We start from the raw sequence: 15,995 nt of genomic DNA, 5'->3' as shown, positions 1-15,995 counted from the left end.
GTCAAAAAGGGAATTGCGCAATAAGCATCCCAACAACTGTTTGCGGTAACATTTTGTGACTGCCGAGGGACGAGGAGAGCACAAACAATGCGACGCCTTAGAAATGTAAAAATCGTGGCGACGCTGGGACCGGCGTCCAATGACTATGACACCATCCGCGCTTTGCACGAGGCCGGGGCAGATGTGTTCCGCCTGAACATGAGCCATGGCAGCCATGATGAGATTCGTGAACGGCACCGGATCATACGGCAGGTGGAAAAGGACCTGGACAGCCCGATTGCAATTCTTGCGGACCTTCAGGGCCCCAAGCTGCGGGTTGGTGTGTTTGCCAATGACGCTGAGGAATTGGTTGAAGGGGCATCCTTCCGTCTGGATCTTGACCCTGCTGCAGGTGATGGCGCACGCGTTTGCCTACCGCATCCCGAGATTTTTGCTGCGTTGGAGCCTGGTGCACACCTTCTGGTAAACGACGGTAAGATTCGACTGATAGTCGATGAATGCGGTCAGGACTTCGCGAATTGCACCGTTGAAATCGGCGGTACGATTTCGAACCGCAAGGGCGTGAACGTTCCGGACGTCGTGCTGCCCGTGGCGGCTTTGTCAGCAAAAGATCGGGATGATCTTGAGTTTGTCTGCCAATTGGGCGTCGATTGGTTGGCGCTGAGCTTTGTACAGCGGGCCAAGGACGTGTTCGAGGCGCGCGCGCTGGCCGATGGCCGCGCCGCGATACTGTCGAAGATCGAAAAACCTGCTGCGGTTGAAGCCTTTGATGACATTCTGGATGCCTCGGACGGCATCATGGTCGCTCGCGGTGATCTGGGTGTAGAACTGCCCGTTTCTGCGGTGCCACCGATTCAGAAGCGTCTGGTGCGCAAATGCCGTGGTGCAGCAAAGCCTGTGATCGTGGCAACCCAAATGCTGGAAAGCATGATTGAAAGCCCGATGCCGACACGCGCCGAAGTGTCCGACGTGGCCACCGCCATCTATGAAGGCACGGATGCCATCATGCTCAGCGCGGAATCTGCGGCTGGGTCCTACCCAATCGAAGCGGTGCAGACCATGAACAAGGTCGCTATCGAGGTTGAGGCTGATCCAACCTATACACAGATCATTGCAGCCTCTCGCACAGCAAAGGGCACTACTGTGGCCGATGGGATCGTGGCTGCTGCCCGTGAAATTGCCGAGAAGACTGAGATCAAGGCAATCTGTTGCTTTACACAAAGCGGCACCACCGCGTCACTGACAGCGCGGGAACGGCCCGGTGTGCCGATCATTGCCATGACCTCTCTGATGGGGACTGCGCGCCGGTTGTGCCTCAGTTGGGGCTGCAATTGCGTCATGACACCCGAGCTTGAGCGTTTCAAAAGCGCAGTGGTCAATGCAGCCCGCGCGGCCCGCGCCGGTGGATTTGCCTCAGAGACCGATCAGATCGTGGTTACCGCAGGCGTGCCTTTCAACGTGCCTGGCACCACCAATATCTTGCGCGTGGCACCCTGCGACGAACGCCTTATCTACAGCACTGATCCAGAATAACGGGGCACTTCAGTTGCTTCAAAACGGCCCGCTTTGCGTTGCAGAGCGGGCCATTTTACCAAGAATCTCCTGATTTCTAAGCGAATTTTGTCCGTTTAGGGCGAATCTTGCAGATTGTATTTCATTTTCCGGTGGAAATTCCCGATAAAGGCCCTAGGGCGATCACTCAACATGTTCCAGGTTCCGGTCGCCCACCGGGGGCACGGGCCCCGGATAACAACCATAAATGGAGGAACGAAATGACAAACAAAATTGTCATCGGACTGGATGGGACAGAGACCGGAGAACGCGCGCTCACCTTCGCCAAGGAATTGGCCAAAGGGATGGGTAGCTGCGAGCTTCTGGTGGCCTATGTCATCGAATGGTCGCCTTACACATTCCAGACCCCAGAAGAAAACGCCCAACGTCACAAACGGCGCGAAGAGGAGCTTGAACTGGCGACAACGCGCATCGTCACCCCTGCGGTGGACGGCCTCAAGGCAGCGGGCTTCACAGCTCAAGGCGTGGTGCGTCACGGAGACGTGGCAGAAACGCTGAATGCGATCACGGTTGAAAACAACGGCTCGCAGATTGTCGTTGGCCGATCCTCGGCCGACGGTATCAAAAAGCGCATCTTTGGCAGCTCGACGCAGAATCTGGTGATGCATGCCGACGTGCCTGTCACAGTTGTGAATTGAGGGGGCAGAACAATGAAAACTTTGAAACTACTTACTCTGCTTGTCGCATCCTTGTTCACGGCAAGCGCTGCTCTGGCGCAAGAGGCACCAGGATTAGATGATCGGATCAATCAGGCCTTTGCCGAATTAACAGGTCCATTCGTAAATACAATCTTCGCGCCATTCCCGGGAACCAGCTTTCCCTGGATCGTAGGTTGGCTGGTCGTCGCGGCATCGGTTTTCTCGCTGTATTTTGCCTTCGTGCAATTTCGCTTCTTCGGTCATGCGATCCGGCTGGTGAAGGGTGATTATTCGGATCCCAATGACGCGGGTGAGGTCAGCCACTTTCAGGCCTTGGCAACAGCTCTGTCCGGTACAGTCGGCCTTGGGAACATCGCCGGTGTGGCAGTTGCCATTGGCATCGGTGGACCGGGCGCAACCTTTTGGATGATTCTCGCCGGTCTTTTGGGTATGGCCTCAAAATTCACCGAATGTACGCTGGGCGTGAAATACAGAAATGAGTACGAAGACGGTACGGTTTCCGGTGGCCCGATGTACTATATGTCCAAAGGGTTCGACGAACTTGGCCTGCCAGGTGGCAAAATTCTGGCGATTCTGTTCTCGATCTTCTGTATTCTGGGCGCGCTTGGTGGCGGGAACATGTTCCAGGCCAATCAGGCTCACCAGCAGATCGCAGGCATCGTCGGCGACTATCCCGGCTGGATCACAGGCATTGTGTTCGCTGTGGTGGTGTTCCTCGTTATCGTGGGCGGTCTGAAGTCGATCGCGCGCGTGACCGAGAAAGTCGTGCCCTTCATGGGGGTCATGTATGTCGCCGCTGCTTTGGTGATCATCATCATGAACGCCGACATGATTGGCTGGGCCTTTGGTCAGATCTTTACAGGTGCCTTCACCGGGCTTGGTGTTGCAGGCGGCATGGTTGGTGCGCTGATTCAGGGCTTCAAACGTGCGGCGTTCTCGAACGAAGCCGGCGTTGGCTCTGCTGCGATTGCCCACTCGGCTGTTCGGACCAAGGAGCCGATCACCGAGGGCTTTGTGTCTCTACTGGAGCCATTCATCGATACGGTTGTCATCTGCACCATGACCGCTTTGGTGATCATCATCACCCAGCAGCTGCTCATTGATCCAGAAACCGGAAACTACTTGCTGAACGAAGCAGGCAGCGCGATTGCAACCGTTGATGGCAATACCGGCGTCAGCCTGACCTCGGCAGCCTTTGGCAGCGCCTTCAGCTGGTTCCCGTTCATCCTGGCGATTGCGGTGGTGCTGTTTGCGTTCTCGACCATGATCAGTTGGTCCTACTACGGCCTCAAGGCCTGGACCTATCTGTTCGGCGAAGGCCACACCAAGGAACTGGTGTTCAAGATCATCTTCTGCATCTTCGTTGTCATCGGTGCGGCGGCCAACCTTGGCCCGGTCATCGACTTCTCGGATGCGGCGATCTTTGCGATGGCGGTTGTGAACGTCTTTGCGCTCTACTTCCTGATGAAAGTGGTGCGGCAGGAGCTGGCCTCCTACGCTTCACGGCTGCAAAGCGGTGAGATCCGCAAGTTCGAGCACTAAGCAATCTCACCGGGGCGGCCTACGTCGCCCCGGTGCCTCTGACCGCCGTCGGAATCCGCGGATTCTGGTCAAAACCCCCTTGCCAGCATGACAGAACTTGCGTAAACGGCGCATCTGTTGCGTGACCGGCCGAGATGGCATGCCGAGTCGCGTTTGAAACCGAACCCGAGTGAAGGAGACGGAAATGCCTAAGATGAAGACCAAGTCGAGCGCCAAAAAGCGCTTTAAGGTGACTGCGACCGGTAAGGTCCTTGCTGGCCAGGCCGGCAAACGGCACGGCATGATCAAGCGGACCAAAAAGTTCATCCGCGACGCCCGTGGTAACACCACCCTGTCCGCCCCCGACGCAAAGATCGTCAAGGGCTACATGCCCTACGACCGCTAAGAGGAGATTAAGAGATGTCCCGCGTTAAAGGTGGAACCGTAACTCACGCCCGTCACAAGAAGGTCATCAAGGCCGCCAAAGGTTACTATGGCCGCCGCAAGAGCACCTTCAAAGTTGCCCGTCAGGCCGTCGACAAGGCCAACCAGTATGCAACCCGTGACCGTAAGAACCGCAAGCGCAACTTCCGCGCGCTGTGGATCCAGCGTATCAACGCTGCCGTCCGTTCGCATGACGAGGCTCTGACATATTCCCGCTTCATCAACGGCCTGAACCTGGCCGGTATCGAAGTGGACCGCAAAGTTCTGGCCGACCTGGCCGTGCACGAACCGGAAGCGTTCGGCGCGATCGTCGCCAAAGCTCAGGCTGCTCTGACCGCCTGACCCTCTGAACAGAGACAGTGAAAGAATGGCCGTCCCATTTGGGGCGGCCTTTTTTCTGTCCTCAGAGAAAGGTCGCAAGACACAGGTCTTAAGCTCATGATGCACTGAGTCCGCGCTGTGCAACGCACTGCCTGGCGGCGATGCGTGATCTGGTTCGGCAAGCAGACAGATCACCGGAGGGTAGAGACACAACACGGTCAGTGCCCGAAGCTATGCCTCTCAGCCATCGCTCTCGCAGCTATGGTTAGTCTCTGCCAAAACGTTGATGCATCAAATGTGCTGATACGCGACGAGCGTTGCGCCCGAGGTTTGGGGTGCCAAAACAATTGCATGTGACCGGACGCTGAACTGATCTAGCGGTTGTATAAAATCTCATTTGCTCCTTTTTTCAGCATGAGTGAACAGGCAACCAACTGTTGCATGGAAATGAACTCATCGGGCTTGTGACCCTGTTCAGCCATGGACCCTGGCCCGCAAACAACCGTCTCCACCCCAAGTTCGGATAAAATCCCCGCCTCGGTTCCAAAGGCAACGTGGGTTGTGCCGCCACCACACTAGGATTGTACCAGTGAGACCACCGGCACAGAGCCTGCGATCGACAGCCCGGGATATCCTGCCAACCTCTCAAGTGTGATTTGAGCGGCTGGTGGAAAGCTCGCTATAACCGCGTTGGCTGCTTGCTGTAGCTGTGCCTCGAAGCTATCCGGGTCATCCTCTGCCAAATGTCTGAACTCAAACAAAAGTGTTGCTTTGTCGGGCACCAAATTTAGAGCTGCACCGCCTAAGAGCTGCCCCACATGAAAGGTGGTGTAGGGCACATCATAAGCGTCGTCACGGCTTCCGGTTTGTCGAACCGTTTGCTGCATCTGGCGTATCTTTTCGACAAAACCAACAGCCACATAAAGTGCGTTGACAAAATGGGGTGCCAGCGCAGAGTGGCCGGCCTCACCACGAATGTCGGTTCGGTATGCGCGCTTCCCCTTGTGGCCAATCGCCACCTGCATCTCGGTCGGCTCGCCCACGATGGCCAATTTCGGACGTCCCAGTAGCGGAAGCAATTGGCCTTTCATACGCGAAATCCCGACACATCCGATTTCTTCGTCATAGGAAATCAAGAGCTTCAAAGACGCTCGAAGGTCGTGGTGTTGCACGGTATCAGCAAAAGCCAACATTTCCGCCAAAAAGCCTTTCATATCAGTCGTTCCACGCCCGAACAGCCGACCACCCTGCCGTGTCAGTTTGAAAGGGGGAGCGCTCCAAACCTGACCATCGACCGGCACAACGTCAGAATGCGCAGAAAGTAGTAGCCCCCCTTCAACTGACGGACCAATTTCGGAAAAAATACCCGCCTTCGGCTCGTTCGCGTCTGCAATGCGCTGCACGCGGAACCCGCGAGAACGCAGAAAGTCCTCAACAAAGGCAATCATGGCGAGATTTGAGCGATCACTCACCGTTTCAAACGCAATCAATCGCTCCAGCACCTCCAGTGAAAGCGTCACGTTAGCGCCTCCCCTCCTATGCCTTCGAAGGCGCCAGAACTGGCCTGATTCTGAGCGTAGTCGATAAACGCCCGCACGGTGCGGGATTTGTCCGCGCCATGTGTGGTCAAAAGGCCCATGCGCAATGACCGGACGGGCCCTGAAATCGGAACGCAGACCAGAGGGCTGCCATCCGGCGAAACATCGCTTTGCGGCCGCACATTGGCAATTGAATAGCCAAAGGCGTTGCCCACCATTGACCGCATCACGGCCATGTCGCGCGTCCGTTCTACGATCCGGGGCTGCAAGGAAGAGGCTGTGAACAAAGACAAAAAATAGTCGGTGCTGATCGGCAAGTCGAGCAGAACCATCGGCAAGTCTGCCAGATCAGCCATCGACACAGATGTTCGCTGAGCCAGCTCGTGCCCAGAATGCAGCAATGCAAAGGGATAAAGACGCACAAGCCCGATGAAGTTGAGGTCCGTCGGGATGTCCATGTCATAGGTGAGCGCAATGTCGATCTCAGAACGTTGCAACGCATTCAAGATCTCTGCCTGGTTCAGTTCTCGTTGGATAACCCTGACATCCGGATAAACGGTTTCAAACCCGCGCCGCATCCGTGGCAGGACCAGTTGCGCGAAGGTGAGCAAGCAGCCCACCGCCAGAGGGCCGCGCGCAGTGCCAGAGATTTCGGCGGCAATGCTCGTGATTTCCCGTGCGCCATTTAGGACCTGGCGCGCTTGTTCGAAGACTCTTTGTCCGCCTTGGGTCAAAGAAAGGCCCTGAGCGTGCTTGATCCTCCCCGCCCTGTCGGCACCTTGAATGGTCGCTGTTTCGAGACAGTCTCTCCCGGCTTTGGTTGTTCGACTACCTACTTCGGTTCCAAGTTTCGTAAACACCAAGATAGGTTCACTCACCTATTAGGTGCCCTTACGCAACTTCGAATTGAATTGAAACAGTCAACCCAGGTGAATTGTTTGTGGCCGTTAAGAGCGATGAATGGTGGTCTGCGATCGCTTTCACCAGCGCCAAACCCAAACCATTCCCAACACTGTTCCGTTCACTTTCCAGTTTATAGAAGGGAACAAAAAGCTTACCAAGTGTGTTCTCGGGGACGCCAGGGCCATCGTCAACAACCGAAAGCGTAATGGTGCTTTCTTCTTGTTCTACAGTTAGGAGAATTCTGGAATGTTCCGGACAATGATCAATAGAGTTCTGCAAGAGGTTTGCACAGAGCTGTTTCAGCATACCCTCATCGCCTTCGATAAGCGTGCGCCCTGCTTGGTTCTCCGCAAATCTAAGGCTTTGTCCTTTCACTTCCGCCAGTGGGATCATGTTCTCAACAGCTTCTCTACCTAGTCTATTCAAATCCAGATAGCTGAACGCCTTGGAACTGTTGCCTTCTTCGATGCGATTGATCCGCAAAACTGTTTCAAATGTCCATTTAAGACGATCAAGTTCAGATTGAATTTGATCTATAGCTTCGACAGATTGACCGTCCGATTGCAGTGAATCCTTCGCCTTCTGAAGTGCGATGTATGCATGGGTGAGCGGGTTTTTCAAATCGTGTGCAATGGCAGCGGCGGCTGATCGCGTCGTGGACATCAAGGATGTTAGGTTCTCGAGATGACCGTTCATCAGCTGTGCAACTCGATCTATCTGATCGTTATTCTTGCCGACAGGGAGTCTCGCTTTGACTTCCCCTCTTGAGACTTTGTTGAGCGTCTTCGCCATTTGATCGAGCTTGCGATAAGTTCTTATGCTGGTGATGTAGCCCACCAACAGAGTACACAGCGTTGCCACAAGCCCGATTACTATCAACGACCAAGCCAACGATCGAAGTGTGCTTTTGACAAACGCAAGATCGCGACCAACCACGATTACAAAGCCACGGTAGGATTGCACATTTACCCGATGGCTACGTTTTTCACCCCCCAAGTTAATGCCATCATCCTCAATTTCTCCCCAGCCGCGAAAGGATGGGTATTCGTCGATGTTTCCTGCCAGACGCTTCCCCTGTTTGTTGAACAGGCCAATCAAACTCGTGTCAAACGGCAACCAGAGTGTCGCGTCATCAATCGCTTGTACAACGTCGGAATCGTTGTCGTTGTCGTCCAGAATTTCCTGAATGAAACGCATTTCATCGATTAACAACGAGTCCATTTCACGCTGCAAATCGCCACGAATTTTTTCAAAGGTTAAAAATGCCAATGCTGCAACCGAAAAAAGTATGACCACCGCTGCATACAACGCGGTAGTAAAAGCTGCTCCAGATACAATGTTTGAGCGTTTCATTTTTCTTCAGTCCGGTTTTTGTGTCGTCACCATTTGGTTCGGCTAGCGACGAACCTGTTCTGGCGGATCAAGTATGTGATCTGAGGGTTTTAGCTGCATTTTCAGTCGAAAAATGGGGAATTTGGCCGAATGTGTTGCAACACTAGCGATGCAGACCCAACGAAGTTCAGTAAAGTCGATGCGTTGGCGTCCATACAAGCTGCACTCGATTGCGCACAGCGAGCCACTTTTGACAGTCAGTTCACAGCCGGCTTCCGGAAGCAACAAAAAGCCAAGTTTAAGCGAACTTACAACGCGCCCTTCCGAGGGGGAGGAAGGGCGCGGTGCTTTGACTGAGAGAGGCGTGCTTACGAGTGAGTGGTCCGTGTCTTCACGGTACCGGTAATACCCTCAAGGAGGGGTACGAGTGCTTCCTCAGTCGGGTATTCGCATTCAGTTCCGAACCTGACGGCATCTTTTGCAACGTGATCTTTCCAGCGGGTTTTCACCATCCTTACGTTTTTGAAAGGGTTTTGCGATCTACCCTGCGAACACCGAGTGATTTGCATTGATCATTCACTCTTTGTGCAGTGCCCATGATCTTCGATTGGTGTGGCACTATGAGTGGACAACTCATAGGTCATGGTTGGGAAGTGGAGCACCAACGTCCAGACTTCGTCAGGCTTGACGTGGATGAATGTCACGCCGTCCAGACCGTGTGCGACCGAGGCTGTGCCTTCTGTATCCTGCACTATTAGTCGCGCTTCTGAGAGGTCAGTATCCTGAAAAACCTGAACTACTTCTCCGTTTGTTTCTGACTTGCATTGGAATACTGTCGCGCCCGCCGTCGCGGCACTCGCAGGCAAGAGCGCCATTAGGAATATTGCATTATTTATCATTGTGTTTCCGATCAAAGAGGTTGAGCTTTCAGGCCTGAGTGGTCCTGGTGATGGTTAGAATTCTGAGCTGCACAAATCTTCCGCTTGTGTTCAGGCCGCAATCGGAGGCTTCCCGAAGCTCACGCATACCCGCAGGCCCGGTTTGTTGTTTTCTGCGGTGATAAGTGCGCCGTGCTGCATCGCGATGGCCTTAACAAGCGATAGGCCAAGTCCATTTCCGGCGTCGTTTTTTGGGTGGTCAGCTCGGAAAAACGCGTCAAAAATCTTGTTGATTTGTGGGTCTGGAACCCCCGGTCCATTGTCTTCAACAACCAGCTGTATCGCTTCAGTCGTGGCCGTAAGGGAAATCCTGATCCAACACCCAGAAGGGCAAAACCGGAGTGAGTTATTCACAAGATTGACGAGCAGCCGTTTAAGCATGTTTTCATCGCCTCGTATCAAAATCGTGTCGGCGTTGTAGTCTGCGGTGATGTGTTTACCTGCTTCTGCCGCAACCGGATGAAACGCCTCTGCCACACTCTCAACGAGCGCACTTAAATTGACGGTTTGGAAGCTTACTTCATGGCCGCCTGCCTCGATCTGAGATACTTTGAGTACTGTGTCGAAGACAGTTCTGATGCGCCTAAGGTTTTTCTCTAAATCACCAAGGCCTGGACGCGGGTCGCCACCATATTCAACTTCGCTATACACCTTTTGTAGCGCCATGAACCCGTTCGTTAGTGGGCCCCTCAAATCGCGGGCAATTGTGACTGCAGCGGTTTGAGAACAGTTGGGTGAGCTCGAAATCCAATCGAGACGTCGGTTGATCATATGGTAAATTCGATCGCATAGGTCGCTTGTATCTGACACGGGAAGACGAAAATTGACATCTTCTTGAAAGACTTGGTCGAGGTTTCGCTCAATCCATTGGAGTTTTCGGATGTTTTGAGCACTGAAGTAGTAGCCAAGACCCAGGACAGCGGCAGTTATCGAAAGCGTCAGCAGCAACAACCCTCCCCAAAGGGTTTTCAAAGCCTGATTAAGTGTTGTCAGGCTACGGGCGACCACTGTGCGATACCCAAGATACTCTGATACATGGAGAAGATAGACAGGGGCGGTCCCACCGATTTTCAAAAAATCTGGATCGACTTCGTGCCAACCTATCGTTTCGGGTGTTTTCGCAATTGATCCAGCAAGTGCTGAACCGTTCTGGTTAAACAGCGCGACGACGTGAAGCCCAGTTCGATTGGGACTATTCAAATGTTCAATTGCTCGCTGAACTGCGTCCGAGCCGCCGTCCTGTAAGATCTCATGAAGCAGGAGCTCTTCGTCGAGGATTTGTTGCTGGAGATCACTGCGAAGCCTGTCTGCAAGCGCTAAGTAGGCAGCATAGCCAAACACAGCAGTTATGATCCAGACTATCAATGCCGCGAAACAAGCTGATCGGAACGGGGCACCTGAGAGAATGCTAAAGCGGCCCATGAAGGCTGTATCCAACGTTTCGAGACGTGTGCAAAAGTGGCGTCTCGAAGGGTTTGTCGATCTTCGACCTCAAGCGACTTATATACGTCTCGATCACGGTCGAATTTGGATCAAAGTTGTAGTCCCAGACTTGCTCCAAAAGCATGTTGCGTGTCACGATCCGACCGGCATTCCGCATCAAAACTTCCAACAGCGCAAATTCACGAGGTAACAACTCTATTGTAACGTCTTGCCTTTTAACCACTCTGCTAAGCAGATTCATCGTTAGATCGTGGACGTGAAGCTCAGTTGAGGCAATGCTGGTCGGCTGTCGTCTGATAATGCTGTTTAGGCGCGCCAGAAGTTCTGAAAAATGAAAAGGCTTAACCAGGTAATCATCCGCCCCTTCGGTCAAACCCTCAACTCTGTCCTGAACGTCGCCTATTGATGTGAGGAACAAAACTGGAGTCTGTTTCTTCGCTGCCCTCAGCGCCTTGAGAACAGATAGACCATCCATTCCAGGCAACATACGGTCTAAGACTATGGCGTCACATTCGTTGTACAAACAATACGAAAGAGCATCTCGGCCATCATCATACCACTCCACACTGAAGCCGTTCGCTCTCAGCCCGGAGTTGACAAAATCGGCGGTCTTTTTGTCGTCTTCTGCGACGAGTATTTTCATTTTAAGACCTCCGACTCTATCGTTGGATCCGTTTATCGCAGTTACCAATGCGGGGTTAACTGAACTCCGCCATAACGGGATGGCTAAGTCCATTTGGCATTTCGTTACAGACTAGAGGCTGAGCGTTTCTTCGACAGCTTTTACTTGTAGTCGGGCGAGACCCAGATTGGCGGTCTTCTTGTCTAGCGCGACGTACACAAAAATGTTTGGGTTTTTGTCCAGTGGACGAACCAGGTGAAACTGTTTGCCAAGCGTGATCAGAATGTCTTCGATAGTATCGTTAAGCTTCAAAGCTTCAATTGCCTGAAGTTTGGCACGGACGACTTCAACATTTGCTGCCCCTGCGGTATCAAGATCAAACTTGGAACCGCCCTCTGTACCCAGAGTAAGGCCAGTATCACTGTCGACGAGGCACGCCCCCAGAAGACCTTTGATTTCACTTAGTTTGGAAATGTCCAACGACATGTTTGGCTCCTTTTTGGCCTTGGAATTGTTGGTCTGAACCACACCAGACGCTTTATTGTCTGGGCCGGCTCCGTTGTTTGCGGGTGGAATGGTGATTACGTGCCTTTGAACCAGGCCAAATCTCTCGTTAAATCTGGCCAGCACTGAGGTGGCCTCATCTTTGGGTCTCGACATTTACAATCCAATTCTCGTTGTGATCGTGGAAGTAGAACGTCGAACTGGGTGACTGTTGTTTCGAACTGCTTGGGCGTGAAGAAACACCTGATCAACCAATCTTTCATCCAAACAAGGGAGATCTCTTTTTCTTTGATGGGGAAGACACTTGGGTTCTGATGTGACTTTCAAAATTGTTGCACTTGGGTCTCGGGAGCTGTTCTGGCCTCTGTGCAAAAAACTCAACGCGATAACGCAGGCTGGGGCCATGTATTGGGCAGTGTTGGTTGAAAGAGCCAATACACTTTCCGGACCCATAAGGAATGCGGGCCACAAATGTCCGAGTTCGAAAAGAACGCCAGCCAAAACAGGTAGAACAGAACTCAGCATCAGACCTTCGCCTCGTTACCAAACGACTAAGTGGTCCGTAGAGTATCCAGAGTTTTAACCAACCTTTCAGAAAGCTTAAACATTTGTAAGAATTGATTTTTACGTTGACGGAAAATAGAAGCTTCAGCGCAAATGGTTCATCAACCGGCCTTGCGAGTATTCAGACGCCGACTGTGGCTCAACGTTGAAACAACTTGGTAGGCCCCCTAAGGGTGAGAGCAAGCAAGCTGTTGGTCTATTGAAGAAAGTCGTTAGGCTTCCTGACAAATTACGCGATGGCGTGGACTCCACGCCGAATGCCTGCAAGGCACTACATAGCGTCGCCAAAATTCATCTGACGTTCATCAGAAGAATATCAGCGTTTCATCCGAGCACGCTAACTTGTTCTACTGAGATAGAAAAACTTGGCTCTCAAGGAACACTCGTCGGTTAAAAGGATATCTTTGTTGTTAGATCGACGCGAGGCGGCGACGTGCAGAAAAAGGACATTCAACCATATATACTGCTCGTTCGTTTTTGCCCTTATCCTGATAATCGGCATTGGTTTATCGGCGAAGGCCTCTGCACAGACAGCAAGTTTTCGCTCTGTCGATACAAATTCCGATGGCGTTCTCAGTTTCAATGAACTCGTCGCTGCATTCGGGGAAGCAGGCGCACGCAGGTTGATTGAGGATATCGACCGAGATGGTGACAACCGGATTTCAATCAGAGAACTGCGGCAAAGCTCGGACGACAAGAATGATGATCGAAACGGACGCGGAGGAGAGCGAGACGACGACCGTGATGACGACGAAGGAGATGATAACGGCGATGACAACGATGGGGATGATGGAGGCGATGACGATTGATCATCGACGAGCCATTGCCAAACGTTAAATTCACCCCACCCATCTCTCTCAATACGGGTTCAATCCTGGGTGAAGCTACCACTAAGCTAAGTTTGCGCACAAAACTGCCGCCCGAACAATGCTTTCATCTGCTGTTCATTCAATCGCATAAGGTCCCTTCATACGCCTTTGCAACCTTTCTCACACGGTGCTGACAAAGTGAAACCATGGACACGTCAGCCACGGAGCAAAGCATGAAACAGTTTCCCCCAATCCCCCTCAATGCCTGCGAAATCGCAAAATGGGCATTCACGACTCGCCGCGTTGATCGGTCGGATGTCCACGGCTTCAGCACACAGATGAACAGTGCTAAACCAGGTGATCTGATCCTTTGCGAGATCGTCGAGATCGGGCACCATAAGAAAATACAGTTGGCCGAGCGGCGGGTCTCAACCAGCTATCCGGGTGACTTTGTAGTTCTATGCCTGGGCGATCGATATGCGCCGGACCAGTTCCTTGCGAGTGCTGTTGTCGACGATGATCACATAGATCTGGTCGCAGGTGGCGGTGTTGTTGGTCGGGTGGATGCCGCACATACCCGCATGGAGGACCCCACGCGGTTGAAACCCCTAGGCCTTCTTACCAACGCCCAAAACCGGGTGATCAATATCGCGGACTACGCTCTGCCCCAATTGCCAGCGAATGACCAAGTAACTGTTATCGGCGTTTTTGGGGCATCGATGAATTCCGGCAAGACAACCGCTGCATCAAGCCTGGGCCATGGCTTGATGCGCTCGGGTTACTCAGCGTCGGGTGTCAAAGCCACAGGTACCGGGGCATTTGGTGATTTCAACAGTTTTGAGGACGCAGGCGCGCCCGCACTTGATTTTACGGATGTCGGAATGGCGACAACCTATCGGATGCCTCTGGACAAGATCGAAATTGGTTTCGACACTCTGGTTGCCACAGCTGCATCGCGAGGGTCTGAGGTGGTGGTCGTTGAAATCGCGGACGGTGTTTTCCAGCAGGAAACGCGCGCAATTCTGCGATCATCGCGCATCCGGGACCGTTTGGACGGCATACTGTTTGCAGCGCCAGACGCGCTTAGCGCATTAGGTGGCGTCACCGTGCTGAAACGGGTTGGCTTAAGTCCATTTGCGATTTCCGGGAAAGTAAGTTGCTCACCCCTCGCATCGGCCGAAGCGCTTGAAGCTACCGGGTGCCCGATCCTTTCGCGTGAAGACCTGTGGTCGCCTGCAATGATCGCCAAGCATGTTGCACCCCTGATGCGGCATGAACCAGAGAACGTGGCCGCATGACCCCCCTCCCCAGACTGGCCACTCGGGACCGCATCATTGATGCGGTCCTCGTGGTATCAAGCAGCGTCTTTCAGGCGATCGCGCTGGCCTATGCTGCTTTCGCAACGCGGGACGCGTTTGGGGCGATTCACGCGGGACATGTGCTTGCCATCGAGACCATATTGCAATTGGCCGTCTCTGGCGTGATCGGCGCCGCGTGTTTGTTTCTTTCTCGATATCGCGCGGAAGCGCTCGGCCAAAGCTATGCGATCTGCTTGCGGCGTGCGTTGTATCAGCAAATCGCGCAACTTCCCAAGTCGCGCCATGAGAAACGCCGGGTTGGTGCGCTATCTCTCAGGTTTGTTGGTGATTTGTCAGCAGCCCGGCTGTGGTTTGGGCGCGGTTTACCTTGCGTCTGCTCTGCAGCAGTTGTGATCCCGGGCGCTGCATTCATTCTTTATAGTCTTGATCCGGCGATTGCGGTCAGTGGTCTGGCAGCGCTTGTTTTCTCACTTCTGCTGGCAGCGGCGATGGCCTGGCATCTTGAGCATAGACACCGAAGGCTGCGCCGGCGCCGGGCCAACATCGCGATCTCCATGATCGAACGGATTGCGATTGCCCCCGAACTCGATCTGATGGGTCGGACTGACCGCGAATTGCAAAAGCTAGACAAGCAAGGTGCGTCACTGCGCAATGACGCGCTGGCGCGCCGCGGTCGAGTGGTCAGCCTTCAGGCGATTCTGCAATCGGGTGTGGCTTTCGCGAGTCTCTGCATGCTTTGGCAAGCCAGCCAAACAGACAATGCCCCTGCGATCGTTGCGGCCGGTCTTGCGGTGATGGCGCTGATCGCTCTGCCGTTGCAGAACCTCGCCAGCGCATGGGATTATTACTGCGCTTGGCGTGTCGCGCGCGAGAAAGCGCAACGGCTTCTTTCGGAACCGACGGTCAAGCGAGGTTTTGCAAAACAGACCAATGCCAAGGTCATTGAGGTTACTGGGAAGATTGACGAAAGGCCTGTCACATTTGCTGCCAGATCGAACAAGATCTCAGAGTTGGCGGGGCCAAGTGCCAACAAGCTCGCGCGATGTATCGCTGGATTTGACACTTGTGAGGGCATCGAAGTGCGATATGGTGAGCAGCAAATTCTACCGAAGATTGCCTTTGTTGGAGACGCCCATATCGGGCTTCAGGGCAGTCTGCGCCGATCCGCAACCTTGATGTGCCAGAAGCGGCCCAGCAACAGCAGGATCGCGAAAGTGATACAGGAGCTTGGCCTTTCCGACTTGCTTATGGCCCCCGAAGGTCTCGATCAGCGGATTGCGGAAAACGGCCACGGGTTGACCTCTGATCAGACTTTGCGGCTGGATCTTGCGCGCGCTGTTCTGGGCAAGGCGGAAGTTGTTGTGATCGCCTCGATCAGATGGATGGCCTGCCGACATCACAAGGATGAGCTGCTCGCAACTTTTCAAAAGCTTTCCTCGGCAACGATCATATTGGCCGATGCCTCCGCCCCTTCTAATATGCATGAGAACTCAAGGGTCATTTGAT

At 53.4% G+C, this 15,995-nt stretch carries 15 protein-coding genes and 1 pseudogene; 9 read left to right on the top strand and 7 right to left on the bottom strand.

What is annotated here, in order from left to right:
• Positions 1-87 precede the first annotated feature (87 nt).
• The 5 genes from pyk to rplT all read left to right on the top strand — a co-directional run bounded on the left by pyk (position 88) and on the right by rplT (position 4,538).
• A complete protein-coding gene (gene pyk / locus ACR0KG_RS03740; RefSeq protein ID WP_480826513.1) occupies positions 88-1,533 on the top strand; it encodes a pyruvate kinase in 1,446 nt (481 codons plus the stop codon).
• A 239-nt stretch (positions 1,534-1,772) separates the two neighbouring features.
• Entirely contained in the window at positions 1,773-2,210 is a 438-nt protein-coding gene (locus ACR0KG_RS03735; RefSeq protein ID WP_170531537.1) for a universal stress protein, read from the top strand.
• A gap of 12 nt (positions 2,211-2,222) precedes the next feature.
• Positions 2,223-3,773: an alanine/glycine:cation symporter family protein gene (locus ACR0KG_RS03730; protein WP_480544910.1), complete on the top strand. Its 1,551-nt coding sequence runs from the start codon at positions 2,223-2,225 to the stop codon at positions 3,771-3,773.
• A gap of 184 nt (positions 3,774-3,957) precedes the next feature.
• Positions 3,958-4,158: a 50S ribosomal protein L35 gene (gene rpmI / locus ACR0KG_RS03725; RefSeq protein WP_010443552.1), complete on the top strand. Its 201-nt coding sequence runs from the start codon at positions 3,958-3,960 to the stop codon at positions 4,156-4,158.
• A 14-nt stretch (positions 4,159-4,172) separates the two neighbouring features.
• Positions 4,173-4,538, top strand: coding sequence for a 50S ribosomal protein L20 (gene rplT, locus ACR0KG_RS03720; protein ID WP_152457001.1), 366 nt, complete (start codon positions 4,173-4,175; stop codon positions 4,536-4,538).
• A 554-nt stretch (positions 4,539-5,092) separates the two neighbouring features.
• On the opposite strand, the gene ACR0KG_RS03715 is transcribed toward rplT, so the two are convergent.
• From ACR0KG_RS03715 to ACR0KG_RS03685, 7 genes are all read right to left on the bottom strand, one after another.
• Complete coding sequence (locus tag ACR0KG_RS03715; RefSeq protein WP_480826512.1) at positions 5,093-6,037, bottom strand: M20/M25/M40 family metallo-hydrolase; 945 nt, start codon at positions 6,035-6,037, stop codon at positions 5,093-5,095.
• Complete coding sequence (locus ACR0KG_RS03710) at positions 6,034-6,789, bottom strand: LysR substrate-binding domain-containing protein (protein WP_480826510.1); 756 nt, start codon at positions 6,787-6,789, stop codon at positions 6,034-6,036. Before ACR0KG_RS03710 ends, ACR0KG_RS03715 begins: the two co-directional genes overlap by 4 nt.
• Positions 6,790-6,946: 157 nt before the next feature.
• On the bottom strand, positions 6,947-8,311 hold the full coding sequence (locus ACR0KG_RS03705; RefSeq protein WP_480826509.1) for a sensor histidine kinase: 1,365 nt from the start codon (positions 8,309-8,311) through the stop codon (positions 6,947-6,949).
• Positions 8,312-8,862: 551 nt separating this feature from the next.
• On the bottom strand, positions 8,863-9,042 hold the full coding sequence (locus tag ACR0KG_RS03700) for a hypothetical protein (RefSeq protein ID WP_480544906.1): 180 nt from the start codon (positions 9,040-9,042) through the stop codon (positions 8,863-8,865).
• 237 nt (positions 9,043-9,279) lie between these two features.
• Complete coding sequence (locus ACR0KG_RS03695) at positions 9,280-10,650, bottom strand: sensor histidine kinase (RefSeq protein ID WP_480550096.1); 1,371 nt, start codon at positions 10,648-10,650, stop codon at positions 9,280-9,282.
• A complete protein-coding gene (locus ACR0KG_RS03690; protein WP_480550098.1) occupies positions 10,637-11,314 on the bottom strand; it encodes a response regulator in 678 nt (225 codons plus the stop codon). The genes ACR0KG_RS03695 and ACR0KG_RS03690 overlap by 14 nt, the downstream gene beginning before the upstream one ends.
• A gap of 111 nt (positions 11,315-11,425) precedes the next feature.
• Complete coding sequence (locus ACR0KG_RS03685) at positions 11,426-11,779, bottom strand: roadblock/LC7 domain-containing protein (RefSeq protein ID WP_170516119.1); 354 nt, start codon at positions 11,777-11,779, stop codon at positions 11,426-11,428.
• A gap of 947 nt (positions 11,780-12,726) precedes the next feature.
• Between ACR0KG_RS03685 and ACR0KG_RS03680 the strand changes: the two are divergent.
• From ACR0KG_RS03680 to ACR0KG_RS03665, 4 genes and pseudogenes are all read left to right on the top strand, one after another.
• Positions 12,727-13,044: pseudogene (locus tag ACR0KG_RS03680) on the top strand (EF-hand domain-containing protein); the annotation flags it as partial.
• A gap of 16 nt (positions 13,045-13,060) precedes the next feature.
• Positions 13,061-13,198 (top strand): hypothetical protein, encoded by a 138-nt coding sequence (locus tag ACR0KG_RS03675; protein ID WP_480827348.1) that lies wholly within the window; start codon positions 13,061-13,063, stop codon positions 13,196-13,198.
• 205 nt (positions 13,199-13,403) lie between these two features.
• Positions 13,404-14,468, top strand: a complete 1,065-nt coding sequence (locus ACR0KG_RS03670) for a P-loop NTPase family protein (RefSeq protein ID WP_480544901.1) — start codon at positions 13,404-13,406, stop codon at positions 14,466-14,468.
• Entirely contained in the window at positions 14,465-15,994 is a 1,530-nt protein-coding gene (locus ACR0KG_RS03665; protein ID WP_480826508.1) for an ABC transporter transmembrane domain-containing protein, read from the top strand. Before ACR0KG_RS03670 ends, ACR0KG_RS03665 begins: the two co-directional genes overlap by 4 nt.
• Position 15,995 lies beyond the last annotated feature (1 nt).

The organism is Ruegeria sp. H4 (assembly GCF_056533065.1).
Note: the sequence above shows the minus strand (reverse complement) of the source record. Positions and strands in the feature narration are given on the sequence as shown.

What these genes read in the sequence shown, in the direction of transcription:
- ACR0KG_RS03695 (WP_480550096.1), bottom strand. Translation starts at nt 10,650, where the DNA reads ATGGGCCGCTTTAGCATTCTCTCAGGTGCCCCGTTCCGATCAGCTTGT.
- ACR0KG_RS03665 (WP_480826508.1), top strand. Translation starts at nt 14,465, where the DNA reads ATGACCCCCCTCCCCAGACTGGCCACTCGGGACCGCATCATTGATGCG.
- ACR0KG_RS03685 (WP_170516119.1), bottom strand. Translation starts at nt 11,779, where the DNA reads ATGTCGTTGGACATTTCCAAACTAAGTGAAATCAAAGGTCTTCTGGGG.
- ACR0KG_RS03730 (WP_480544910.1), top strand. Translation starts at nt 2,223, where the DNA reads ATGAAAACTTTGAAACTACTTACTCTGCTTGTCGCATCCTTGTTCACG.
- ACR0KG_RS03735 (WP_170531537.1), top strand. Translation starts at nt 1,773, where the DNA reads ATGACAAACAAAATTGTCATCGGACTGGATGGGACAGAGACCGGAGAA.
- rpmI (WP_010443552.1), top strand. Translation starts at nt 3,958, where the DNA reads ATGCCTAAGATGAAGACCAAGTCGAGCGCCAAAAAGCGCTTTAAGGTG.
- ACR0KG_RS03675 (WP_480827348.1), top strand. Translation starts at nt 13,061, where the DNA reads ATGATGATCGAAACGGACGCGGAGGAGAGCGAGACGACGACCGTGATG.
- ACR0KG_RS03690 (WP_480550098.1), bottom strand. Translation starts at nt 11,314, where the DNA reads ATGAAAATACTCGTCGCAGAAGACGACAAAAAGACCGCCGATTTTGTC.
- ACR0KG_RS03705 (WP_480826509.1), bottom strand. Translation starts at nt 8,311, where the DNA reads ATGAAACGCTCAAACATTGTATCTGGAGCAGCTTTTACTACCGCGTTG.
- ACR0KG_RS03670 (WP_480544901.1), top strand. Translation starts at nt 13,404, where the DNA reads ATGAAACAGTTTCCCCCAATCCCCCTCAATGCCTGCGAAATCGCAAAA.
- pyk (WP_480826513.1), top strand. Translation starts at nt 88, where the DNA reads ATGCGACGCCTTAGAAATGTAAAAATCGTGGCGACGCTGGGACCGGCG.
- rplT (WP_152457001.1), top strand. Translation starts at nt 4,173, where the DNA reads ATGTCCCGCGTTAAAGGTGGAACCGTAACTCACGCCCGTCACAAGAAG.